The sequence below is a fragment of the Streptomyces sp. NPDC052107 genome (assembly GCF_040680215.1).
Classification (GTDB): domain Bacteria; phylum Actinomycetota; class Actinomycetes; order Streptomycetales; family Streptomycetaceae; genus Streptomyces.
Map to the genome: position 1 here is coordinate 17,985 of NZ_JBFAWG010000015.1, position 23,596 is coordinate 41,580.

The window sequence follows — 23,596 nt, forward strand, 5'->3', positions numbered from 1 at the left end:
AAAGAACCGGTAAGCAGCCCGTCACGCCATGAGACAGCTGACGGAGCCGTCCGACGCGTTCGAGGTGGGGTTTTCCCCCGTCGGCGGAGGGCGGCGTACCGCATGGCGCGGAGGGTGCCGGGCACGGCAGGCTGACCGGTATGACCGCTACCAGCTCCGCCGTCGGCCAGGCCGACGGCCCCGACCGTCTGCCCCCGATCCGGCCGGCGTACGACGCGCACACCTGGAAGGAGATCCTGTATCTCCTGCTGAACCTGCCGGTGACGCTGTTCGGCTTCGTCTACGCGATCACTGTGCTGCCCGTCGGCGGGTCTCTGACGATCACCGTCGTCGGCCTTCCGCTGCTGGCGCTCAGTCTGCTGGGCGCCCGGCAGCTGGGGAAGCTGGAGCGGGCCCGCGCGCGATGGCTGCTCGGGGTGCGGGTGGAGGAGCCGACCCCGCTGCCGCTCGCGAAGAGCGGCGGGCTGACGCAGCGGCTGTGGATGGCGCTGAAGGACCCGGTGGGCTGGCGGACGCTGCTGTACGACGTCATCCGGCTGCCCTGGGGCATCCTCACCTTCTGCACCGTGCTGACCTCGCTGTTCGTGCTGTGGCCGGTGCTGCCGTACCTGGCGCGGGGCCTGGCGAACGTCGACCGCTTCATGGTGCGCGGGTTGCTGTCGCCCTCGGACGAGCTGGAACGCCGTATCGCCGAGCTGGAGTCGGACCGCGGGGTCGTGGTCGACACGGCCGCCGCCGATCTGCGGCGCATTGAGCGGGACCTGCACGACGGGGCGCAGGCCCGGCTGGTCAACCTGGCCATGGGGCTCGGTCTGGCCAAGGAGAAGCTGCTGGAGGATCCCGACACGGCGGCGGCGATGGTGGAGGAGGCGCACGGCGAGGTGAAGCTGGCCCTCCAGGAGCTGCGCGACCTGGCCCGGGGCATCCACCCGGCCGTGCTCACCGACCGGGGCCTGGACGCGGCCCTGTCCTCGGTCGCCACCCGCTGCACGGTGCCGGTGAAGGTGACCGTGGACCTGCCGGACCGCCCGGCGCCGGCCATCGAGGGCATCGCCTACTTCACCGTCTCCGAACTGCTCCAGAACATCAGCAAGCACAGCCAGGCCCGGACCGCCTCGGTGGACGTGTGGCGCACCGAGGAACGGCTGCTCATCCAGGTCCGCGACGACGGCCGGGGCGGTGCCCGCCTGGAGGGCGGCACCGGCATGCGCGGCCTCGCGGACCGGCTGGGCGCGGTGGACGGCCTGTTCGTCCTCGACTCCCCGCCCGGCGGCCCGACGGTGGTCACGGCGGAGCTGCCGTGGAGGGACCGGACGGAGTAGCCGGCGGCGCCGCATGCGGGTGGAACGGCCGACGGTTCCCCATGCGGGTGCGGGCGACTGGCTCTCTGGACCCTTGATAACCAGAGAGAGCGACGGTTCCCCATGCGGGTGCGGGCGACTGCATCCCCCTAGGGGCGTGGGGATCTGCGCGAGCGACCCCGACGAACCCGCAGCCGCCCCGCAAGCAGACCCCCCACGGCGATCCCGCGCAACGCCACCAACGGCCAACCGCACCAAGAAGCCGACCGCACCGGGCGAACGGCTGTCCGCCGGAGGCAACAGGTGGGGAAAACCCCCGCCCCAAGACGCCGACGGACTCCATGGCCCGCAAACCCCCGCCGCACGACCCTGGAAACACGGCTGAACCGCCGCTGGGACGAGGAGAACGGGACGGAATCGATGGCCACGGAATACGGACACGGGTACGGATACGGACGGGGTGAGGATCAGTCCGCCGGCGCCGGCCACCGGCTGCCCGCCGCGCTGCGGGCGCCGTTCGAGGCGCGCAGCTGGCGCGAGTTCGGCTATGTCCTGCTGAGCCTGCCGATCTCGATCGTGCTGTTCACCTGGACGGTGACCATGGCGTCGCTCGGCGCGGGCCTGTTGGTGACCTTCCTCGGCGTCCCGGTGCTCGCGGCGGCGCTGGCCGGCTGCCGGGGCTTCGGCGCGCTGGAGCGGGCGCGGGCGCGGGGGCTGCTGCGGCTGGACGTGGCCGAGCCGGAGCCGCTGCGGATGCGCAAGCCCGGGGCGCTGGCCTGGATGGGCGCGGTGCTCAAGAGCGGCACCTCCTGGCGGAACCTGCTGTACGCGCTGGTGCAGTTCCCGTGGGCGGTGTTCTCGTTCTCGGTGGCGGTGAGCCTGTGGACGACGGGCTGGACGCTGCTGACGTACCCGCTGTGGTTCTGGGTCTTCCCGGCGTACGTCGGCCAGGGCGGCATCCAGCTGTACGGCGACGAGCACCACAGCGTCTATCTCGACAACCCCTTCGAGATCACCGTGACCGCGCTGGTCGGGCTGCTGTTCACGCTGGCCACGCCGTGGATCGTACGGGCCCTGACGACGGTGGACGGGCTGCTGGTCCGGGGCCTGCTGGGGCCGTCGCTGCTGTCGGCGCGGGTGGTGGAACTGGAGTCGGACCGCGGGGTGGTGGTCGACACGGCCGCCGCCGATCTGCGCCGCATCGAGCGGGACCTGCACGACGGGGCCCAGGCCCGGCTGGTCAACCTCGCCATGGACCTGGGGCTGGCGAAGGAGAAGCTGCGGGAGGATCCGCGGGCGGCGGCACGGATGGTGGACGAGGCGCACGGCGAGGTGAAGACGGCGCTGCAGGAGCTGCGCGATCTCGCCCGCGGTATCCACCCGGCCGTACTGACCGACCGGGGCCTGGACGCGGCCCTGTCCGCGGTCGCCTCCCGCTGCGCGGTGCCGGTGCGGGTGGAGGTCGATCTGCCGGCCCGTCCGGCGCCGGCCATCGAGGGCATCGCCTACTTCACCGTCTCCGAACTGCTGCAGAACATCAGCAAGCACAGCCGGGCTCGGTCCGCCTCGGTGGACGTGTGGCGCGCGGAGGACCGGCTGATGCTGCAGGTGATCGACGACGGCGTCGGCGGCGCGGACGTCACCCGCGGCTCGGGCCTGGCCGGTCTCGCCGGCCGCCTGGACGCCGTGGACGGCGTCTTCGTGGTGGACTCCCCGGAAGGCGGCCCCACCCGGGTGATCGCGGAACTGCCCTGGCGAGACTGACGCGAGGACCTGAATCGCCGACGCCCCACCCATCGATCACCGGCACAGGCATGAAGAAGATCCCACCCCCGCCCCGGCCCTTCCCGCCCCCTCCCCGGAGGCGGGATTGTGCTGATGAGGCGAGCGGCGCGTACCGAATGCTGGAATGCTGGACCTCCGTACGCTGGAACGCTGGATCTCCGTGAGGACGGACGTCGTCGCGGAGCGGGATCGGGCTCGGGGGGCCGGGAGATCGTGGAGGACAGGGTGCGGGTGGTCATCGCCGAGGACTCAGTGCTGCTCAGGGAGGGCCTGACCCGGCTGCTGACCGACCGCGGGCACGATGTCGTGGCCGGCGTCGGGGACGCGGAGGCGCTGGTCAAGACCGTCGCCGACTTGGACGCGCAGGGCGAACTGCCCGACGTCGTGGTGGCGGACGTACGGATGCCGCCGACACACACCGACGAGGGCGTGCGGGCGGCCGTACGGCTGCGGAAGGCCCATCCGGGGCTCGGCGTGCTGGTGCTCTCGCAGTACGTGGAGGAGCGCTACGCCACCGAACTGCTGGCCGGTTCCAGCCGGGGTGTGGGCTATCTGCTGAAGGACCGGGTCGCCGAGGTCCGCGAGTTCGTGGACGCGGTGGTGCGGGTGGCCCAGGGCGGTACGGCGCTGGACCCCGAGGTGGTCGCGCAGCTGCTCGGCCGCAGCCGCAAGCAGGACGTGCTGGCGGGGCTCACCCCGCGCGAGCGCGAGGTGCTCGGGCTGATGGCGGAGGGACGCACGAACTCGGCGATCGCCAAGCAGTTGGTGGTCAGTGACGGCGCCGTTGAGAAGCACGTCAGCAACATCTTCCTGAAGCTCGGGCTGGCTCCGAGCGAAGGGGACCACCGGCGTGTTCTGGCCGTACTGACCTATCTGAACTCCTGACCCGAAGAACACTGTCAGCAGGGCGTCGGACGGTCCGGCTTCGGTGGGAAGACCGGGTACCCGGATGGAAGACCGGAGGAGACGGCCGGGGAAGGACGTCCTGACACCTCAGCGCCGACTCGAAAGCGCCACGGGCCGACTCGAATGTCGTCCATTCTGTGGATCGCCTCGGGAAGGCGACCCTAACCGACGTAGGGTTGATCCTGGGATGGTCCGCGGGATGACCACGCCCCGGACAGCCGCCTCGAAGGAGGTCCAGTTCAGTGACCAGCCAGGTCAGCAGCCAGGCGGAGCAGGCCGACGGAGCCGTCGTCGGAGAGCAGCGCAAACCGGGCGGCGTCAAGGACGTACGGCGCCTGGACCGGGTGATCATCCGGTTCGCGGGGGACTCGGGTGACGGCATGCAGCTCACCGGTGACAGGTTCACCTCGGAGACCGCGTCCTTCGGCAACGACCTCTCCACCCTGCCCAACTTCCCCGCCGAGATCCGCGCTCCCGCCGGCACCCTGCCCGGCGTCTCCAGCTTCCAGCTCCACTTCGCCGACCACGACATCCTCACCCCCGGCGACGCGCCGAACGTCCTGGTCGCCATGAACCCGGCCGCGCTGAAGGCGAACATCGGCGATCTGCCGCGCGGCGCCGAGATCATCGTCAACACGGACGAGTTCACCAAGCGCGCCCTGCAGAAGGTCGGCTACGGCACCTCCCCGCTGGAGGACGGCTCGCTGGACGGCTACAACCTGCACCCGGTGCCGCTGACCACCCTCACGGTGGAGGCGCTGAAGGAGTTCGACCTCTCCCGCAAGGAGGCCGAGCGCAGCAAGAACATGTTCGCGCTGGGTCTGCTGTCGTGGATGTACCACCGGCCGACCGAGGGCACCGAGAAGTTCCTGAAGTCGAAGTTCGCGAAGAAGCCTCAGATCATGGCGGCGAACATCGCCGCGTTCCGGGCGGGCTGGAACTTCGGCGAGACCACGGAGGACTTCGCCGTCTCCTACGAGGTCGCCCCGGCCGCCAAGGCCTTCCCGGTCGGCACCTACCGGAACATCTCCGGCAACCTCGCCCTGGCCTACGGCCTGATCAGCGCGTCCCAGCAGGCGGACCTGCCGCTGTTCCTGGGCTCGTACCCGATCACCCCGGCCTCGGACATCCTGCACGAGCTGAGCAAGCACAAGAACTTCGGCGTGCGGACCTTCCAGGCGGAGGACGAGATCGCGGGCATCGGCGCGGCGCTGGGCGCGGCGTTCGGCGGCTCGCTCGCGGTGACCACCACCTCCGGTCCCGGTGTCGCACTGAAGAGCGAGACGGTCGGCCTCGCGGTCTCCCTGGAGCTGCCGCTGCTGGTCGTCGACATCCAGCGTGGCGGCCCGTCCACGGGTCTGCCGACCAAGACCGAGCAGGCGGACCTGCTGCAGGCGATGTTCGGCCGCAACGGCGAGGCCCCGGTGCCGATCGTGGCGCCGAAGACGCCGGCGGACTGCTTCGACGCGGCTCTGGAGGCGGCCCGGATCGCCCTGACCTACCGCACCCCGGTGATGCTGCTGTCCGACGGTTACCTGGCCAACGGCTCCGAGCCGTGGCGGATCCCGGACCTGCACGAACTGCCGGATCTTCGGGTGCAGTTCGCCTCCGGCCCGAACCACACCCTGGACGACGGCACCGAGGTCTTCTGGCCGTACAAGCGCGACCCCGAGACCCTCGCCCGGCCGTGGGCGATCCCGGGCACCCCGGGCCTGGAGCACCGCATCGGCGGCATCGAGAAGCAGGACGGCACGGGCAACATCTCCTACGACCCGGCCAACCACGACTTCATGGTCCGCACCCGGCAGGCCAAGATCGACGGGATCGAGGTCCCCGACATCGAGGTCGACGACCCGCACGGCGCGAGCACGCTGGTGCTGGGCTGGGGCTCGACGTACGGCCCGATCACGGCGGCGGTACGGCGGCTGCGGGCGGCCGGCGAGGGAATCGCGCAGGCCCATCTGCGCCACCTCAACCCCTTCCCGCGCAACCTCGGCACCGTCCTGAAGCGGTACGACAAGGTGGTGATCCCCGAGATGAACCTCGGGCAGCTGGCCACCCTGATCCGGGCGAAGTACCTGGTCGACGCCCGCTCCTACAACCAGGTCAACGGCATGCCGTTCAAGGCGCAACAGCTCGCCGCGGCGCTGAAGGAGGCCATCGATGACTGACACCGGCAACGGGCTGCTGCAGCTGGTCCCCAAGGCCGAGGCCAAGCAGTCGATGAAGGACTTCAAGTCGGACCAGGAGGTGCGCTGGTGCCCGGGCTGCGGTGACTACGCGATCCTCGCCGCCGTGCAGGGCTTCATGCCGGAGCTGGGGCTGGCCAAGGAGAACATCGTCTTCGTCTCCGGCATCGGCTGCTCCTCCCGCTTCCCGTACTACATGAACACCTACGGGATGCACTCCATCCACGGCCGCGCCCCGGCGATCGCCACCGGCCTGGCGACCAGCAGGCGTGATCTGTCGGTGTGGGTGGTCACCGGTGACGGCGACGCGCTGTCGATCGGCGGCAACCACCTGATCCACGCCCTGCGCCGCAACGTCAACCTGAAGATCCTGCTGTTCAACAACCGGATCTACGGCCTGACCAAGGGCCAGTACTCCCCGACCTCCGAGCTCGGCAAGATCACCAAGTCGACGCCGATGGGCTCGCTGGACGCGCCGTTCAACCCGGTGTCGCTGGCGATCGGAGCGGAGGCGTCCTTCGTCGCCCGCACCATCGACTCCGACCGCAAGCACCTGACCGAGGTGCTCCGCGCGGCCGCCGACCACCCGGGCACCGCGCTGATCGAGATCTACCAGAACTGCAACATCTTCAACGACGGCGCCTTCGACGCCTTGAAGGACAAGCAGCAGGCCGAGGAGGCCCTGATCCGGCTGGAGCACGGGCAGCCGATCCGCTTCGGCGGTGGGGGCACCTCCCGCTCGAGCGAAGCCGAGAGTGGGGGAGGCGGGCGCGGCGTTGTACGCAACAAGGCCACCGGTGACCTGGAGGTCGTCACCGTGACGGCGGAGAACGAGGCGGACATCCTGGTCCACGACGCCCACGCCACGTCCCCGACCACCGCCTTCGCGCTCTCCCGGCTCGCCGACCCCGACACCCTGCACCACACCCCGATCGGTGTCTTCCGCTCGGTCGACCGGCCGGTCTACGACACGGCGATGGCCGACCAGCTGGACACCGCGATCGAGCAGAAGGGCAAGGGCGACCTGGCCGCGCTGCTGGCGGGCGGGGACACCTGGACGGTCATCGGCTGAGAACGCCTTTCGGCTTGGCTATGAGGCCCGGGACCGGACGTCCCGGGCCTCGTCGTATGCCCGGCGGGCGCTGAGCACGTCGTCCATGCGCTGCTCGGTCCACCGGGCCAGCGCGCGCACCTGTTCCGCCGCCTCGCGGCCCAGCTCTGTCAGGGAGTAGTCGACGCGCGGCGGGATGACGGGCTTGGCGTCCCGGTGGACGAGACCGTCGCGCTCCAGGGTCCGGAGGGTCTGCGTGAGCATCTTCTCGCTGACGCCACGCCCGCCGAGGCCGCTGATCGCCCGACGCAGTTCGCTGAAGCGATGCGGGCGGTCGAGGAGCTGGATCAGCACCAGCACGCCCCAACGGCTGGTCACGTGCTCCAGGACCAGGCGGTGGGGGCACATGGCCTCGCCGTCGCCCTTCCAGTCACTTACCGACATGCCCGTACCTTACTTCAAAGTGGGTACTTTCGCTGGGTTAGCGCCCATCCTAAGGTGAGTGCCATACGAGATACACGGCATCCCACAAGGAGTTGCGAACCATGAGCATCGTCGTCACCGGAGCCACCGGACACCTCGGCCGGCACGTCGTGGAGCAGCTGCTGGAGAAGGTTCCGGCGCAGCGGATCACCGCCGTCGTGCGCGACGAGGCGAAGGCCGCCGACTTCGCCGCCCGCGGGGTGAAGCTGGCCGTCGCCGACTACAACGCGCCCGAGACCTTCGACGGCCTCTTCGCCGCCGGTGACAAGGTCCTGCTGATCTCCGGCAACGAGTTCGACAAGGGCAGGGTGCAGCAGCACAAGGTCGTCATCGACGCCGCCAAGGCCGCCGGCGTGGCGCTGCTCGCCTACACCAGCGCCCCGGGCAGTCTCACCGCCGCGCTCGCGGACGACCACCGGGCGACGGAGGAGGTACTGCTCGCCTCCGGCCTGCCGTACACCCTGCTGCGCAACGGCTGGTACCACGAGAACTACACCGAGAACCTGGCCCCGGTGCTGGAGCACGGCGCGGTCGTCCAGGCCGCCGGCGACGGCCGGGTGTCCTCGGCCGCCCGCGCCGACTACGCCGCCGCCGCGGTCGCGGTGCTGACCGGCGAGGGCCACGAGAACAAGACGTACGAGCTGGGCGGCGACGAGGCGTGGGGCTTCGCCGAGTACGCGGCCGAGCTGAGCCGGCAGACCGGCAAGGAGATCGTCTACAACGCGGTCTCCGTGGAGACCTTCGCCGGCATCCTGACCGGCGCCGGGCTGCCCGGGCCGCTGGCCACGATCCTGGCCGGTGTGGACGCCTCGGTCGAGAAGGGCGAGCTGGTGGTCTCCTCCGGCGACCTGTCGCGGCTGATCGACCGTCCCACCACCCCGCTGGCGGAGGCGGTCACCGCCGCACTCAAGGGCTGAGCCGTCCGACACCCCTCGGACTGTCATGACCGTATGGCGATACGGCCATGACAGCCGGGGGTGCTCGGCGCTACCTTCCTTCTCGCGTGCCTGATGCGAGAGGGAGGGGCCCCATGGCCGGGAAGTCCAAGGGTGAGCACCGAATAGGCCTGCTGAACGGCTTCGCCGCCTACGGCATGTGGGGCCTGGTGCCCCTGTTCTGGCCCCTGCTGAAGCCCGCCGGGGCGGTGGAGATCCTCGCCCACCGCATGGTGTGGTCCCTGGTCGTCGTCGCCGTCGCCCTGCTCTTCGTACGGCGCTGGGCGTGGGCCGGACAGTTGCTGCGCCAGCCCCGCCGGCTGGGGCTCATCGCCGTGGCCGCCGCTGTCATCACGGTGAACTGGGGCGTCTACATCTGGTCCGTGAACTCCGGCCATGTCGTCGAGGCCTCCCTCGGGTACTTCATCAACCCGCTGGTGACCATCGCGATGGGCGTGCTGCTGCTGAAGGAGCGGCTGCGGCCCGTGCAGTGGGCGGCGGTCGCCACCGGCCTCGCCGCCGTCGTCGTCCTGACCGTCGGCTACGGCCGCCCTCCGTGGATCTCGCTCGTCCTCGCGTTCTCCTTCGCCACCTACGGCCTGGTCAAGAAGAAGGTCGCCCTCGGCGGCCTGGAGTCGCTGGCCGCCGAGACCGCGATCCAGTTCCTGCCCGCGCTCGGCTATCTGCTGTGGCTCGGTGCGCACGGCAAGGCCAGCTTCCTGAACGAGGGGACCGGGCACGCCGTCCTGCTCGCCTCCACCGGCCTGGTCACCGCACTGCCCCTCGTCTGCTTCGGCGCGGCGGCGATTCGTGTGCCCCTGTCCACGCTGGGCCTGCTGCAGTACCTGGCGCCCGTCTTCCAGTTCCTGCTCGGCATCTTCTACTTCCACGAGGCCATGCCGCCCGAACGCTGGGCCGGGTTCGCGCTGGTCTGGCTGGCGCTGATGCTCCTCACGGGCGACGCGCTGCGCGCGGCGCGCAGGCCGCGGGAGCCGCTGGGCCTGCCCCGGGTGGAGACGCCCGATTCAGCGCCGGTGGAAACCTGATTCGGTGGGTCCGAAGTCAGTGCTCGCCGCTATAAGTGGTGAGCATGTCGACTCAGTCACCCACCGAGGCCCCTGCCCCGCTGCACTGGAAGCTCGTCATCGACGCGGCCGACCCGCACGCCCAGGCCGACTTCTGGGCCGCCACGCTGCACTACACGGCCGAGGACAACAGCACCCTGATCGAACGGCTGCTGTCCCTCGGCGCGCTGCCCGGCGAGGCCACGGTCGAGTACCACGGCCGGCCCGCCTTCCGTGACCTGATCGCCGTACGGCACCCCGACGACCCGTACGACCCGGAGACCGGCACCGGGCTCGGCCGGCGGCTGCTGTTCCAGCGCGTGCCGGAGCCGAAGACGGTCAAGAACCGGCTCCACCTGGACCTGCACCCCGGCGAGGGCCGGCGCGCCGACGAGGTGGCACGGCTTCGGGCGCTGGGCGCGCGGGTGCTGAACGAGGTGAAGGAACCCTCGGGCGCATGGGTGGTGATGGCGGACCCGGAGGGCAACGAGTTCTGCGTGCACTAGAGCTGTCGCCGGTCACGGCTGTGCGCCACGGGCCGCGCGGTCGGTCAGGCGGACCATGCGGGCGCGGGCGGACTCCAGCGGGTGCGGGTCGGCGGCGGCGGGACCCGGCTCGGTAGTGAGGTCCGCCCACAGCTCGATGAGGTTGCGGCCCAGCCGCAGGCCCTCCTCGGGGTCGCGCACCGCACGCCATGCGGTCGCCGCGCTCTGCACGTTGCCGTACGCGGCCTCCGCGTCCCGCGCCTGCCGGCGCAGCCGGGCGAGGTCCAGGGACTGCCGGCAGGCACCGACCGGGTCGCCTCCCAAGTAGGTGATGTAGGCGGACAGTTCGCGCAGGTGCAGCACCTCGGCATGGCCGGGGCCCAGCACGGTGGTCGCCTCGGCGACCGTACGGTCGGCGAGTTGCGCCGCCGCCTCGATACGGCCGGAGCGCACGGCCTCGTTGATCCGCGTCATCGGCTCGGTGAGCAACTCGGCCCCCTCCGCGGTCTCGGTCACGGGCTCGTCCCCGAGCACCTCCTCGGCGACGGCGTCGAAACCGCGGGCGGGGGTGGGAGTCGGGGTGGTGGGGGCGGGCTCGGGTTCGAGGACGTCGGTGACGGGCGCCGGGGCCTTGGCGACCGGCATGACGGGCGCCGGGGCCTTGGTGACCGACATGACCGGGGCGGGACCGAACTGCCCCGGCGGTGCCTGTACGGTCCCGGCCGGCACGGGCGCCGGCTGCGTGATCGGGGGCACATCCCGCACGCCCTCCGGCGAAGCCACGGCTGCCCGTGAGGCCACGCCCGCCGCACCCGGCTCCGCCGGCACGGCCACCCGTACCGCCTGCCCCGTGACCCGGCTGGAGCCGTCCGCCGAGACCTCCAGGGGAACCACGCAACCCGCGAGGTCGTCGTGGATCGTGGCGCGTATGGGGGCGCCGATGCTGATGGCCAGACGCTGGAGGTGGTTGAGGACGGCCTGCTGGATCTCCTCGCCCGGCGCCGCCACCACCGATGCCCCGCCGACCGACGCGCCTCCCGCGCCGAACACCCGGACCGGTACCACCGCCGGATGCGCCACGGGCTGCTGCGCCCGCTTCTTCTCGAAGCTGACTCGAGACATCGGTTTTCCCTCACTCCCCCGGCGTCGCGATCCGGTCGTACGCGTCCTGCCGACCAGTGTGTCGGCTCGCTTCGGTTTCCGCGTCACCGCAGCGTCACAGCCTCGCACCAGCCGCACCCTGGCCCAGAATTCTTGCGTGTGCATATAATGCGTGCGCCTTTAGCCGCTGTACGACAGCACGCCCCGGGGGGACCCATGAACCGTCGTTTTCTCTTCGTCCTGGGCAGCGCCCGCGCCGAGGGCAACACCGAGTTGCTGGCCCACGCGGCGGCCGAGCAACTGCCCGGTGACGTCGAACAACGCTGGATCCGCCTGGCCGAGCACCCACTGCCCGACTTCGTGGACCAGCGGCACGACAGCGAGCACGTACGGCCGCCCTCGGACAGCGCGACCGGTCTGCTGCTGGACGCCACGCTGGCGGCCACGGACATCGTGATCGCCTCGCCGCTGTACTGGTACTCGGTGTCCGGCCTCACCAAGCGCTACCTGGACCACTGGTCGGGCTGGCTGCGCACCCCGGGCGTCGACTTCAAGGCGACCCTGGCCGGGCGTACGCTCTGGGGCATAGCCGCGCTCGCCCATGACGAGACGTCGGTCGCCGAACCCTACGTCGGCACGCTCAACAACTCGGCCGCCTACATGGGGATGCGCTTCGGCGGCGTCCTGCTGGGTAACGGCAGCGCCCCGGGTGACGTGCTGAAGGACACCGACGCGCTGGCACGCGCGAAGACCTTCTTCGCGCAGGACGCCCCCTTCGCGCGCTTCCCGTACGAGACGCCCGCCGGCTAGCCCTACGCGCTGATGTCCTTCGTCGTGAACCGCGCCCAGGCCGCCGAGCCGAACACGGCCGCGTACAGCGCCTGGAGGCCGAGGTTCTTCACCAGGTCGTCCCAGTAGACGGGGTCGCGCACCAGGTCGGCGAAGGACAGCCAGTAGTGCGAGAACAGGTACGGCCGCAGCGCGTGCAACTGGGGTATCTGGTCGAGGATCTGGACCGTGATGAGTATGCCGACGGTGGTCGCCATCGCCGCGATGCCGCTGTTCGTGAGCGTCGACACGAACAGGCCGAGCGCCGCCAGGCCGACCAGTGAGGCGGCGACCACCAGGGCGATCAGCAGGGCCCGGCCGAGGCCCTCGGTGAAGCTGATCCTGGTGCCGGATATGGTCGTGAGGTCGCCCAGCGGGAAGAGCAGCGCGCCCACGATCAGCGCCGAGCCGGCCACGACCAGCGTGGCCAGCACGCAGAACGCCATCACCGTCGTGTACTTGGTGAGCAGCAGCCGGGCGCGGCCGGCCGGGGCGACCAGCAGATAGCGCAGGGTGCCCGCGCCCGCCTCGCCCGCTATCGCGTCGCCCGCGACGACCCCGACGGCCATCGGCAGGAAGAACGGCAGGGTCGCGGCCAGTGCCGTGAACACCAGGAACAGGCCGTTGTTGGTGATCTGTGTCATGAACGCCGGGCCCTGGCCGCTGTGGTCCACCGTCCTGTCGCCCCGCGTCTGGATCCTCACCGCGATCCCGACCAGCACCGGCACGGCGGCCAGCACCCCGAGCAGGGCGAGCGTGCGCCAGCGTCGGAGGGTCGTGACGAGTTCGCTGCGCAGCAGCCCGAACGCCCACAGAGGGCTCGGTCGGCGCACCGCGGACACGGGGGCCGTCCCGGGCTCGGGGGCCCTACCGTTCACGGAGGCCGTCTCAGCCCGCGACATCGAAGCCCTCCCCTGTCAGCGCCACGAACGCGTCCTCCAGCGACGCCCGTTCGACCGTGAACCCCCGGACCCGGATCCCCGCCGCGACCAGGGCCGCGTTCACCTCCGCGAGGTCCCGCGCGGGCGGCTCGGCGGTGACCCGGTCGCCGTCGACGGTGACGTCCCCGACGCCCTGCTCCTTCAGCACCCGGGCCGCCTCGGCCGGATCCGGGGTGGTCACCACCAGCCGGCCGCGCGCCCCGGCCGCCAGGTCGGCCACCGCGCCCTGGGTGACGAGCCGGCCCCGCGCCATGACCGCCGCGTGGGTGCAGACCTGCTCGATCTCGTCGAGGAGGTGGGAGGAGAGGAAGACGGTCGTGCCGTCGGCGGCCAGCTCCCGGATCAGGGTGCGGATCTCGCGCATGCCCTGCGGGTCGAGGCCGTTGGTGGGCTCGTCCAGGACGAGCAGCCGGCGCGGCTGGAGCAGCGCGGCGGCCAGACCGAGGCGCTGTCTCATGCCCAGCGAGTAGGCCTTCGCCTTCTTGCCGGCGGCGGCCGCGAGGCCCACCCGGTCCAGGGCGGTGGCGACGCGGGCGTGCCGGGTGCGGGGGTCGGCGGTCGGGTCGGCGGCGTCGTAGCGCAGCAGGTTGTCCCGGCCGGAGAGGAAGCCGTACAGCGCGGGGCCCTCGATGAGTGCGCCGATCTGGGGGAGCACGGACCGGGCCGACCGGGGCATCGGGCGGCCCAGCACGCGTGCCGTGCCCGCCGTGGGCTCGATCAGGCCCATCAGCATGCGGATGGTGGTGGTCTTGCCCGAGCCGTTCGGACCGAGGAAGCCGAAGACGCTGCCCGCCGGGACGGTCAGGTCGAGTCCGTCGACGGCGAGTTGTCCGCCGCGGTAGCGCTTGGTGAGGCCGCGGGTGGCGATGACGCTCGCCTCCTGCTGCTCCGGAGCACGCTCCGCCGCGTCCCCCGCCTCCCGCTCCGTGGCGGACCCTCCGTCCATCGGCTCCCCCTCGATTCGTGCTCCCGTGAAGGGTCAACTCACGGTCACGGCCCGTAGTGCCCGGGCAGGGTCACTTCCCTTCGTTCGCCGCCTTCACCAGGGCGTCCTTGGTCACCGCGCCGACGTACACCTTGCCGTCGTCGGTGATCAGGGCGTTGACCAGCCGGGTGGAGAAGACCGTGCCCTTGCCGAACTTGCCCGAGACCTTGTCGCCGATCGAGCCGAGGAAGCCGCCGAGGTCACCGCCCTGGGAACCGGTCGGCAGGCCGCTCTTCGCGCCGGTGTCGAAGGTGGCGATGGACGTCCAGCCCTTGCCGAGGACGTCGGCGCCGTTCATGCCCTTGGCGAAGTCCTCGCCGGACTCGGGCGCGTGCTTGCGAGCCGCGGAGTCCTGCTTCTCCTCCGTCACCTTCGCGCCCTTGGGCGGGGTGAAGGTGAAGGTCGAGGCGGCCGGCCTGGCGAAGGAGACCTGGGTGAAGCCCACGTCGAAGACGGCGGCGCCGCCGCTCTTCGGCGTCAGCGTGAACTTCAGCGGCATGCCCGTCTTCGCGTCGACGGCGATGCTGATGGCGCCGACCGTGGTGCCGGACTGCCTGGGCTTGATCAGCAGCTTGTAGGCGTCGCGGCCGGCGACCCGCTCGGTGCCGTCGACGGTGACGGACGTGGTGCCGTCCACCGACTTCAGCGCCTGGTCGGCGAAGTCCTTCGGCGTGGCCGGGGGCTCGGCGTCGTGCTCCTTGCCGGAGTCGGCCGAGGTGCCGTGGTACACCTCGTTGGTCTTGCTGTCGTAGCCCCACACGTTCCTGCCGTTGTGGATGAGGCTGTACTCGGAGCCGCTCTCCAGCAGCGACAGCTTCTGCTTCTCGGGGCCGTCGGCGGCGACGCGCAGCGTGTGCCTGCCGGAGACCAGCGAGGTGAGCTGGGACTGCGGGTCGGCGGAGGAACCGTCGCCGGAGCCCTTGGCGGCGCCGGAGGCCAGGCTGTTCTCCAGGCCGCCGAGGTCGGGCAGGCCGAGGTCGGTGTTGATCCGCACGGTGCCGGACAGCTGCTGCACGTCCGACTTCGCGATCTTCTCGATGAGCTGCTGAGCGGTGATCCGGGGCAGGTCGGGGTCGCCAGAGGCGGCGAGCGCCGGGACCAGACCGATCGTGGCCGCCGCGACCCCCACCACGGCGACCGGGACCGCGTAACGGGCCGCCCTGCGGCGCCCGGCGTTTCGCTCAGCGCCCCCCGCGGCGTCCACTCCCGCGGCGTCCACTGCGTCGTCGGATTCGTACGGTGCCATGTGTGCCTTACCTCCGTCGTCGGCGGCGGCTGTTCTCACGTTGGTCCACCCGAGCCGCCATTCTCACCCGAATCGGTGAGGATTGGTGATTTCCGTGGTTTCCATCTCACCAAATCAGCCATGAGGAAGCGTCAGACCTCGGAGCCAACTCCGCGTACGCCTGGGGTATGACACGCAGGGTCAGGAACTCCGCCGACCCGTAGGGGTCTCACCGGAATGGAGGGGGGCGTACGGGGGCGCGGGGGGTGTACGGACCCACGGGGCGTACGGATCGCATCGGCCCATGCCGGGTCGCACGGCTGATGGCGCGGCGCGGCGGGCGGCCGGAAGCGCGCCGTGACGTACGGCTGCGGCGCGACGGACGGCCGGAAGCGCGCCGTGACGTACGGCTGCGGCGCGACGGACGGCCGGAAGCGCGCCGTGACGTACGGCTGCGGCGCGACGGACGGACGGAAGCGCGCCGTGACGTACAGCCGAAGCACGGCGCGACAGACGGACGGAAGCGCGCCGTGCTTGCACGACCGGAAGCGGCGAGGCACACGGCCGGAAGCGCGGCGCCGCAGACGGCCGGAGCCGCGCCCGGGTCGCACGGACCGAAGGCGACGAGGCACACGGCCGGAACCAAAGCGCGACGCACGGCCGAAGACGTGCCAGATCCCCACAGCCCGCAACGCGGCGCGGCGGACAGCCGGAAGTGTGCCGGGTCGTCCGAGCGGAGGCGGGGCGTGGCGGGGCAGGCGGCCGGGTCAGCCGACGCGGCGGACAGCCGGAAGCCCCCGGGTCGATCGCCGCAGGCAAGGCGTGATCGGACAGGCGGCCGAGTCAGCCGGCGCGGTGGACCACCGCGTCGCACAGTTCCATCAGCGCGGCCTTGGCGTCGCACTCCCGCAGCGGCGCCAGCGCCGCGCGGGCCTCCTCCGCGTACCGGATGGTGTCCCGGCGGGCCTGCTCCAGCGCGGGGTGGGCGCGCAGCGCGGCCAGCGCCTCGGCGTGCCGGGCGTCGTCGCTGAGGTCGGAGTCGAGCAGCTCGCACAGCGCGATGTCCTCGGCCAGGCCGAGACGGGCGGCGCGCTCGCGCAGCCGGAGCACGGGCAGCGTCGGGATGCCCTCGCGCAGGTCGGTGCCCGGGGTCTTGCCGGACTCGTGCGAGTCGGAGGCGATGTCCAGGACGTCGTCGGCGAGCTGGAAGGCGACCCCGAGCCGCTCGCCGTACTGGGTGAGCACGTCGACGACCGTCTCGTCGGCACCGGACATCATCGCGCCGAACCGGCACGACACCGCCACCAGCGAGCCCGTCTTGCCGCCGAGCACGTCCAGGTAGTGCTCGACCGGGTCGCGGCCGTCGGAGGGGCCGGCGGTCTCCAGGATCTGGCCCGTGACCAGCCGCTCGAAGGCGAGGGCCTGCACCCGGACCGCCTCGGGGCCGAGGTCGGCGAGGATCTGGGAGGCGCGGGCGAAGAGGAAGTCGCCGGTGAGGACCGCGACGGAGTTGCCCCAGCGGGTGTTGGCGCTGTCCACGCCGCGCCGCACCGCCGCCTCGTCCATGACGTCGTCGTGGTACAGCGTGGCCAGGTGGGTCAGCTCCACGACCACGGCCGAGGGCACGACGCCCGGCGCGTAGGGGTCGCCGAACTGGGCCGCGAGCATCACGAGCAGCGGCCTGAACCGCTTCCCGCCGGCTCGTACGAGGTGCTGCGCGGCCTCCGTGATGAACGGGACCTCGCTCTTGGTGGCCTCGAGCAAGCCTTCCTCGACAGCCGCCAATCCGGCCTGGACATCGGCTTCCAGAGCCTGGTCCCGCACGCTCAGCCCGAACGGCCCGACGACGGTCACGAGGGGTCTCCTGTCTGCTGGTGTCTGCTGGCGATTACACGGTTTGTCGATAGGTCGCTGCCATCACTCAACTCAGCGTATCCGGTCCTGTTTCGATCACCGATAGCGCCCACCGGTCCAGCCTGGGCGGTATCGGATCACGACCGGTATGTTTTTGATCAAGTAGTAAGAGCAGACATTTCTCGACTTAACAGGAATCCGCACGCTTTGTCGCGAGCCGAGGGGGCGAGCGGAGTAATGCCTACGCCCCAGGCAACGACAGACGCCACGTCATGGGTTCCGCCACGGGTTCCATCACCCACCCGATCTACCCGAACCCCTCGCGTCCGATTTAGAATACTTTGCTATTTCGTGAATTGGGTCACGTCCAACCTCCGGCGCCCCAGGGCCCGTCAGGCCACCTTCACCCTTGCCTCGTCGGCGAGTTGAGGGTTGGCAACCGCAAAGGATCAAGTACCGCATACAGCACAGATCAAGGTCAAATAGGACGTACTGTGCTTCCGGTACTTGTTTCCGACATGTGCTCTCGCATACGTTCCAGGCCGTCGGGCGGACGCCGAATCCTGCCGCCGCCCGCGTGACCCATCGACGAACTCATTCGTACGGCAGGAGCGGGGGACCCAGGTAAGTCGCCGGGCCGGTCGGCACACGTCGCACCGGAACGGCTAGGGGTGAAGCCATGCCTTCTCAGGAAGGCGTGGCCGGGCACCTCCCCGCCCGAACCCGACAGCTCACCTCGCAGGCGACGGAGAGGACTTCCCCCATGTCTGCTGCCGCCAAGCACCGCCGCCCGCGCAACAACCGCCTCGTCCGCGCCCTCACGGCCGCCGGCACCGGCGCCGTCGTCCTCACCCTGTCGCTCATCGGCGCCACCAGCGCCTCCGCGGCCACCGGCACGACCTCCAAGGCTTCCTCCACCACCGCCGGGTACCCGAACAACCTCGACGGCTGGATCCGCGAGTCCCTCGCGATCATGGCCCAGAAGGGCATTCCGGGCACCTACAACGGCATCTACCGCAACACCATCCGGGAGTCCTCCGGCAACCCGAAGGCCATCAACCTCTGGGACTCCAACGCCGTCAAGGGCACCCCGTCCAAGGGTCTGCTCCAGGTGATCGACCCGACCTTCAACGCTTACCACGTGGCCGGCACCTCCTTCGACCCCTACGACCCGGTCGCCAACATCACCGCGGCCTGCAACTACGCCGCCGCCCGGTACGGCTCGATCGACAACGTGTTCAGCGCGTACTGACGGTCCCGCTGACCGGCACGGCATCGGCCGCCCGGTGTGCCCTCACCTGGCGGAGGGGCACACCGGGCGGCCGTCGCCGCTTCCGGGGACGGCCGGGTACTGATGTGCCGGTCAGTCGGTCGGGAACAGTCTTTCGAGGACGACAGCGACGCCGTCGTCCTCGTTCGACAGGGTGATCTCGTCGGCCACCGCCTTCAGTTCGGGATGCGCGCCGGCCATGGCGACCCCGCGCCCCGCCCAGTCGAACATCGGGATGTCGTTGGGCATGTCGCCGAACGCCAGCGCCTCCTGCGCCGCGATCCCGAGCCGCTCGGCGGCCAGCGCGAGACCGGTCGCCTTGGTCACTCCCGACGGCTGGAGCTCCACGGTCCCCGGTCCGGACATGGTGACCGTCGCCAGCTCGCCCACCACCCCGCGCGCAGTGGCCGCCAACTCGTCGTCGGACAGGTCGGCATGGCGCAGCAGCACCTTGCTGATGGGCGCGCACCACAGGTCGTCGCGCCGGCCGACCCGCACCGCGGGCAGGGTCGGGTGCGGCATCCGGTACCCGGGCTCGATGAGCGTGAGCCCGTCGGCCCCGTCCTGGTCCACGGCCGCGTACACCTGCCCCACCTCGGCCTCGATCTTGCCGAGCGCGGTCTCGGCCAGCTCCCGGTCCAGCCGGACCGACCACAACAGGCGGCCGGTCCCGGCGTCGTAGACCTGTGCGCCCTGCCCGCACACCGCGAGCCCCGTGCCGCCGAGGTCCGCGAGGAGTGGCCGTACCCGCGGGGCCGGGCGGCCCGTCACCACCAGGTGCCGGGCACCGGCCCGCGCCACCCGCGCGAGCGCGGCGAGCGACCGGTCGGAGACGGTGTCGTCGCCGCGCAGCAGCGTTCCGTCCAGGTCGGTGGCGATCAGTGCATATGCGGGGGAGGCTGCCATGATCAGAGAATACGGATACCGGGCCCCACCGACTCACCTTGTCGTCCTGCGTACTTACGTACTGGTCCACCCCAAGTGGTGTCTTCTGGCTCCGCGTTGATGACGGAGCTCGGCACGGACGGTCGGCGGCTTCAGCCGTGGGCCGACGCCAGGTGTTTCGTCAAGCGCGGCGAGGCGAACTCCGTGCCGCAGACGAAGCGCATCACCGGGCCGTACGACGACGCGGCCGGCAAGCCGGTGAAGTACAGGCCGGGAACGGACGAGACATACCCGGGGCCGAGCTTCGGCGTGCCACGGCTCACCGCGAGCCGGGTGCGCAGCTCGTGGCCGAGGAAGTCCATCGCCACGATGTCGACGCGGTAGCCGGTGGCGGCGATGATGTGGTCGGCGGTGAGCCGCTCGGTGTGCCCGCCGTGGGTGCGGACGGTGAGGACGGGGCTGCCGTCCGGTGCCTCCGCCCTCACGATCCGCTCCACGTCCTGCACCTGCACCGCGCTCTCGAAGCGCTCGCGCAGCCACCAGGCGCCGAGCGGTCCGAGGACCCGGCGGACCAGGAAGTGGCGGGTGGCCTCGGGCAGATAGCGATAGGGGTGCGGGTAGTAGCTGAACGCCCACAGCGACCAGGCGCGGCCGAACGGGGACTCGGGGCGCAGCTTCGGCTGCTTCCAGGGCGGCGCGCCGAAGGCGACCCGGCCCTGGCCGCGCGCGACCACACGCACGCGTGCCCCCGCCTCGGCAGCGAGCGCCGCCGTCTCCAGCGCGGACTGGCCGGCGCCGACCACGATCAGTTCCTTGCCGGCGAAACGGCTCAGGTCGTGGTGCTGGGAGCTGTGCGAGACCGGGCCGGTGGGCGCCGGTCCGTCGGCCGCGGCTCCCGCGAGCTCCGCCGGCAGGTGCGCCAGGCCCGCAAGGCCGGTCGCGACGACGACCGCGCGCGCGGTGAACATCTCCCCCGAGTCCAGCTTCAGCTCGAAGCCGCCACTCTTGTCGCGGTCCACGGAGACGACCCGCACCCGCTCCAGGTCGGGGACGAGCTTGCGCTGGAACCACTCGCCGTAGGCGATGAAGGTCTCCACCGGGATGATGTCCTCGTCGGTCACCAGGCGGCGGATCCCGGCCGCGTCGCAGTAGTCGGCGAGCGTGTGGCCGGGCTGCGGGCAGTCGAGGTTCGAGGCGGCGGGCGTCGACTTCAGGAGCATGCCCTCGGGCATGTGGTCGCGCCAGCTGACCATGGGGTCGCCGAAGACGCGGACGGGGATACCGCACGCCCGCAGATGGGCGGCGGTGGACAGGCCGAACGGCCCGGCCCCGATGACTGCAACCGGTCGAGTCACGAAGTCCCTCCCCAGGACATGGTGCGCCACTCTTGGCGTGGCTTTGCCTACTTCGTGGAGGTGCCGCTGCCGCGGCGGTTGGTCCGCCACAGTTGATAGAGGTGCTTCGCGCCCGGGCGCACGAAGCGGGCGAGCATCGTGAGGAACGGCAGCGGGTCGTCACCCGCGAGCCAGGCCAGCTCCGTCCCGCTCGCCTTCGCCGGCGCGTGCGGCGTCGTATAGCCGCTGCGGCGGTAGGCGAGGAGTGCGGGGAGGTCGATGTTCTCCACGATGTAGCGGTGGCCGGCGCGCTGTTCCCCTTCCGGAACGGGGCGGCCGGTCAGGTTCAGGTGCATCGCACGTACGACGTCCACGCCCGACTCGTTCTCGAACAGCCGGAACTGGGCGCCCATGCGCGGGTTGAAGTCGAGGAGCTTGTACTGTCCGTCGCGCCGGTCGAAGCGCAGGTCGAGGTCGATGATGCCGCTGTAGCCGATCTGTTTGATGAAACGCGCGGCGAGGTCGGTGAGTTCCGGGTTGTCGACGACGTAGGCGTTGGCCGTCATGCCGGCGTGCGGCGGCCATGAGCGGACCTTGACCCCGGTGAACAGCGCGAGCGGGCTGGAGTCCTGGTCGAAGCAGGCGTGCACGATCCAGTCCTCGGCCTCCTCGCGCGGCAGGTACTCCTGGAGGATCACGCCCGGCCGCGCGCCCCAGTCACGCGCGAGGGTGAGCAGGCCTCCGCGGGTGGCGATCCGCGTGGTGCCGTTGACGGCGGGCTGTCTGCGCCGGACGAACGCCTCGCGGTTCTTGGCCACCACCGGGAAGCGGGCCGTGTCGGCGAAGGCGACGATGTCCTCGTACGACTCCGGGAACGCCGACGCGGGGCTCGCGATGCCGTGCTCCACGCACAGTTCGTACAGACCCTGCTTGCTGGCGAGCCGGCGCGGCAGCGCGGGATCCACGCACGGGAAGAGAAAGGAACCGGCCAGATCGCCCTGGTGCTCGGCGATCAGTACGGCGGCCTCCTCGTCGGTCGGGACGAGAACGGCGGGGCGCCCGATGCGGCGGCCGATGCGCAGCAGGCCCTCGACCAGCCGGCCCGGGTCCTCCGCACCGGTCGTCGGCCACACGAAGGCCTTCTTCAGATAACGGGAAGAGGCCGCGGGCGTGTACGCGTCCTCGGTGATGGCATACATGGGCACGCCGAGCCGGCCCAGGCTGCGAATCGCGCCGACGCCGCCGTGGTGCAGCGGATAGTCGCCGAACTTGACGATCAGCCCTGGTACGTCCCGGTCCACCTCGAACGGCACACCGACGGTGTCTCCGGCCACGGGTCCCCCCACGTGTCCCCCCATTGGAACGGACCCACCCCGTCCGTGTCCCCAAAGGACGCTAAGCCGGAATTGCCGCCTCCGACAAGGGCTATTAGGACATTGCGAACCCTTTAGACAGGGTGCGAGCAACCTTTCGAAGCCCCGCGACACACACCTTTCGGACACCGTGGCGGGTGCCGCAGAAGGCTCTGCCCAAGACACGCATCACGGTCGTAACGTGTGGCGCGACCACATGGAACGAGCGCCACGCACGGCCCGGATGAGAGTGAGGCAGCACCCCATGCCCCCCTTCGACGTCCCCGAGGGCGACCCCTTCGGCCCCCACAACCTTCCCTATGGCGTGTTCTCGCCCTCCGGCAGCACGGAGCGGAGGGTCGGCGTCCGGCTCGGGGACCAGGTCCTCGACGCGGGCGCCGCGGCCGCCGCCCTCGGCTCGCCGCACCACGCGCTGCTCGCGCGGCCCACCCTCAACGCGCTGCTGGCCGCCGGCCGCCCGGTCTGGACGGAGGTACGACGCGCCGTCACGGCCTGGGTCACGGACCCCGCGCACCGCGAGACGGTCGAGCCGCTGTTCCACCCCCTGTCCGAGGTGACCCTGCACCTGCCCTTCGAGGTGGCGGACTACGTCGACTTCTACGCCTCGGAGAACCACGCCCGTAACGTCGGCCGGATCTTCCGCCCGGACGCCGAGGACTCCCTCACCCCCAACTGGAAGCATCTGCCGATCGGTTACCACGGCCGCTCCGGCACGGTCGTCGTCTCCGGCACGGACGTCGTACGGCCGTCCGGGCAGCGCAAGGCTCCGGCCGACCCGGCGCCCGTCTTCGGCCCCTCGATCCGGCTGGACATCGAGGCCGAGGTCGGCTTCGTCGTGGGCGTGCCGTCGGAGCTGGGCCGGCCGGTCGCGCTCGGCGACTTCCAAACCCACGTCTTCGGGCTGTGCCTGCTGAACGACTGGTCCGCGCGGGACATCCAGGCCTGGGAGTACGTCCCCCTCGGCCCCTTCCTCGGCAAGTCCTTCGCGACCTCGGTGTCGGCGTGGATCACTCCGCTGGAAGCGCTGGAGCACGCGCGCGTGGCGCCTCCGGAGCGCACGCACCCGCTGCTGCCCTACCTGGACGACTCGGCACCCGGCATCGAACCCGGCGGCTACGACCTGCGGATCTCCGTCGCCATCAACGGCCACGCGGTCTCCGAGCCGCCTTTTTCGACCATGTACTGGACCGCCGCCCAGCAGCTCGCGCACATGACGGTGAACGGCGCCTCGCTGCGCACCGGCGACCTGTACGGCTCGGGCACGGTGAGCGGCCCCGAGGAGGGCCAGCGCGGCTCCCTGCTGGAGCTGACCTGGAACGGCCGCGACCCCCTCGAACTCCCGGACGGCAAGCGGACCTTCCTGGAGGACGGGGACGTGGTGACCCTGTCGGCCTGGGCCCCGGGCGCGGACGGGCGCCGGGTGGGGCTGGGGGAGGTCAGCGGGCGGGTTGCGGCGGGGTGACGGGCCACCCTGTAGCTGGAGATTGATACAAGTCCGCCCGGACCCGGGGGCGGCGCAGGCACGCGCGTGGCCCCGCCGCCCCCTGGCCCGCCGCCATGGGACGCCCGAACACACCAGCGGTGCCAGGAACTTCGCGGCC

General features: G+C 71.1%; 20 protein-coding genes and 1 riboswitch. Of the genes, 11 read left to right on the forward strand and 9 right to left on the reverse strand.

Going from position 1 to position 23,596, the window contains the following annotated elements:
• Positions 1 to 140: 140 nt before the first annotated feature.
• The 5 genes from AB0M27_RS18735 (at position 141) to AB0M27_RS18755 (ending at position 7,253) form a co-directional block, all read left to right on the forward strand.
• Positions 141 to 1,322: a sensor domain-containing protein gene (locus AB0M27_RS18735; protein WP_365722959.1), complete on the forward strand. Its 1,182-nt coding sequence runs from the start codon at positions 141 to 143 to the stop codon at positions 1,320 to 1,322.
• A 399-nt stretch (positions 1,323 to 1,721) separates the two neighbouring features.
• Positions 1,722 to 3,065 carry a sensor domain-containing protein gene (locus tag AB0M27_RS18740; RefSeq protein ID WP_365722960.1) on the forward strand — a complete coding sequence of 448 codons (1,344 nt, stop codon included), beginning with the start codon at positions 1,722 to 1,724 and terminating at the stop codon, positions 3,063 to 3,065.
• Positions 3,066 to 3,311: 246 nt separating this feature from the next.
• A complete protein-coding gene (locus AB0M27_RS18745; RefSeq protein WP_365723093.1) occupies positions 3,312 to 3,971 on the forward strand; it encodes a response regulator transcription factor in 660 nt (219 codons plus the stop codon).
• A gap of 263 nt (positions 3,972 to 4,234) precedes the next feature.
• Entirely contained in the window at positions 4,235 to 6,163 is a 1,929-nt protein-coding gene (locus AB0M27_RS18750) for a 2-oxoacid:acceptor oxidoreductase subunit alpha (protein ID WP_365722961.1), read from the forward strand.
• Complete coding sequence (locus tag AB0M27_RS18755) at positions 6,156 to 7,253, forward strand: 2-oxoacid:ferredoxin oxidoreductase subunit beta (RefSeq protein ID WP_365722962.1); 1,098 nt, start codon at positions 6,156 to 6,158, stop codon at positions 7,251 to 7,253. Before AB0M27_RS18750 ends, AB0M27_RS18755 begins: the two co-directional genes overlap by 8 nt.
• Before the next feature lie 18 nt (positions 7,254 to 7,271).
• On the opposite strand, the gene AB0M27_RS18760 is transcribed toward AB0M27_RS18755, so the two are convergent.
• Positions 7,272 to 7,676, reverse strand: coding sequence for a helix-turn-helix domain-containing protein (locus AB0M27_RS18760; RefSeq protein ID WP_365722963.1), 405 nt, complete (start codon positions 7,674 to 7,676; stop codon positions 7,272 to 7,274).
• 101 nt (positions 7,677 to 7,777) lie between these two features.
• Here AB0M27_RS18760 and AB0M27_RS18765 point away from each other — a divergent pair, with 101 nt between their 5' ends.
• The 3 genes from AB0M27_RS18765 to AB0M27_RS18775 all read left to right on the forward strand — a co-directional run bounded on the left by AB0M27_RS18765 (position 7,778) and on the right by AB0M27_RS18775 (position 10,220).
• Complete coding sequence (locus AB0M27_RS18765) at positions 7,778 to 8,632, forward strand: SDR family oxidoreductase (RefSeq protein ID WP_365722964.1); 855 nt, start codon at positions 7,778 to 7,780, stop codon at positions 8,630 to 8,632.
• A gap of 113 nt (positions 8,633 to 8,745) precedes the next feature.
• Positions 8,746 to 9,696, forward strand: a complete 951-nt coding sequence (rarD, locus tag AB0M27_RS18770; RefSeq protein ID WP_365722965.1) for an EamA family transporter RarD — start codon at positions 8,746 to 8,748, stop codon at positions 9,694 to 9,696.
• A gap of 44 nt (positions 9,697 to 9,740) precedes the next feature.
• Positions 9,741 to 10,220: a VOC family protein gene (locus AB0M27_RS18775; protein ID WP_365722966.1), complete on the forward strand. Its 480-nt coding sequence runs from the start codon at positions 9,741 to 9,743 to the stop codon at positions 10,218 to 10,220.
• A 12-nt stretch (positions 10,221 to 10,232) separates the two neighbouring features.
• Here the strand turns inward: AB0M27_RS18775 and AB0M27_RS18780 are convergent, their stop codons facing one another.
• Positions 10,233 to 11,321, reverse strand: a complete 1,089-nt coding sequence (locus tag AB0M27_RS18780; RefSeq protein WP_365722967.1) for a hypothetical protein — start codon at positions 11,319 to 11,321, stop codon at positions 10,233 to 10,235.
• Between the two features lie 195 nt (positions 11,322 to 11,516).
• Between AB0M27_RS18780 and AB0M27_RS18785 the strand changes: the two genes are divergently transcribed.
• Positions 11,517 to 12,110 carry an NAD(P)H-dependent oxidoreductase gene (locus tag AB0M27_RS18785; protein ID WP_365722968.1) on the forward strand — a complete coding sequence of 198 codons (594 nt, stop codon included), beginning with the start codon at positions 11,517 to 11,519 and terminating at the stop codon, positions 12,108 to 12,110.
• Positions 12,111 to 12,112: 2 nt separating this feature from the next.
• Here the strand turns inward: AB0M27_RS18785 and AB0M27_RS18790 are convergent, their stop codons facing one another.
• The 4 genes from AB0M27_RS18790 to AB0M27_RS18805 form a co-directional block, all read right to left on the reverse strand.
• The gene (locus AB0M27_RS18790; RefSeq protein WP_365722969.1) at positions 12,113 to 13,030 is read right to left on the reverse strand and encodes an ABC transporter permease; all 918 of its coding nucleotides are present in this window, start codon (positions 13,028 to 13,030) and stop codon (positions 12,113 to 12,115) included.
• The gene (locus AB0M27_RS18795; protein ID WP_365722970.1) at positions 13,017 to 14,015 is read right to left on the reverse strand and encodes an ABC transporter ATP-binding protein; all 999 of its coding nucleotides are present in this window, start codon (positions 14,013 to 14,015) and stop codon (positions 13,017 to 13,019) included. Before AB0M27_RS18795 ends, AB0M27_RS18790 begins: the two co-directional genes overlap by 14 nt.
• Before the next feature lie 70 nt (positions 14,016 to 14,085).
• Positions 14,086 to 15,300 carry a sigma-E factor regulatory protein RseB domain-containing protein gene (locus AB0M27_RS18800; RefSeq protein ID WP_365722971.1) on the reverse strand — a complete coding sequence of 405 codons (1,215 nt, stop codon included), beginning with the start codon at positions 15,298 to 15,300 and terminating at the stop codon, positions 14,086 to 14,088.
• An 822-nt stretch (positions 15,301 to 16,122) separates the two neighbouring features.
• Positions 16,123 to 17,133 (reverse strand): polyprenyl synthetase family protein, encoded by a 1,011-nt coding sequence (locus tag AB0M27_RS18805; protein WP_365722972.1) that lies wholly within the window; start codon positions 17,131 to 17,133, stop codon positions 16,123 to 16,125.
• A gap of 576 nt (positions 17,134 to 17,709) precedes the next feature.
• A riboswitch (cyclic di-AMP (ydaO/yuaA leader) is annotated at positions 17,710 to 17,891 on the forward strand.
• 5 nt (positions 17,892 to 17,896) lie between these two features.
• On the opposite strand from AB0M27_RS18805, the gene AB0M27_RS18810 reads away from it, so the two are divergent.
• Positions 17,897 to 18,385 (forward strand): transglycosylase SLT domain-containing protein, encoded by a 489-nt coding sequence (locus AB0M27_RS18810; protein ID WP_365722973.1) that lies wholly within the window; start codon positions 17,897 to 17,899, stop codon positions 18,383 to 18,385.
• 111 nt (positions 18,386 to 18,496) lie between these two features.
• On the opposite strand, the gene AB0M27_RS18815 is transcribed toward AB0M27_RS18810, so the two are convergent.
• The 3 genes from AB0M27_RS18815 to AB0M27_RS18825 form a co-directional block, all read right to left on the reverse strand.
• Positions 18,497 to 19,309 (reverse strand): HAD family hydrolase, encoded by an 813-nt coding sequence (locus tag AB0M27_RS18815; protein ID WP_365722974.1) that lies wholly within the window; start codon positions 19,307 to 19,309, stop codon positions 18,497 to 18,499.
• Between the two features lie 131 nt (positions 19,310 to 19,440).
• Positions 19,441 to 20,643 (reverse strand): NAD(P)-binding domain-containing protein, encoded by a 1,203-nt coding sequence (locus AB0M27_RS18820; RefSeq protein ID WP_365722975.1) that lies wholly within the window; start codon positions 20,641 to 20,643, stop codon positions 19,441 to 19,443.
• Between the two features lie 47 nt (positions 20,644 to 20,690).
• On the reverse strand, positions 20,691 to 21,935 hold the full coding sequence (locus tag AB0M27_RS18825) for an ATP-grasp domain-containing protein (RefSeq protein WP_365723094.1): 1,245 nt from the start codon (positions 21,933 to 21,935) through the stop codon (positions 20,691 to 20,693).
• A gap of 304 nt (positions 21,936 to 22,239) precedes the next feature.
• Here AB0M27_RS18825 and fahA point away from each other — a divergent pair, with 304 nt between their 5' ends.
• Positions 22,240 to 23,457, forward strand: a complete 1,218-nt coding sequence (gene fahA / locus AB0M27_RS18830) for a fumarylacetoacetase (RefSeq protein ID WP_365722976.1) — start codon at positions 22,240 to 22,242, stop codon at positions 23,455 to 23,457.
• Positions 23,458 to 23,596 lie beyond the last annotated feature (139 nt).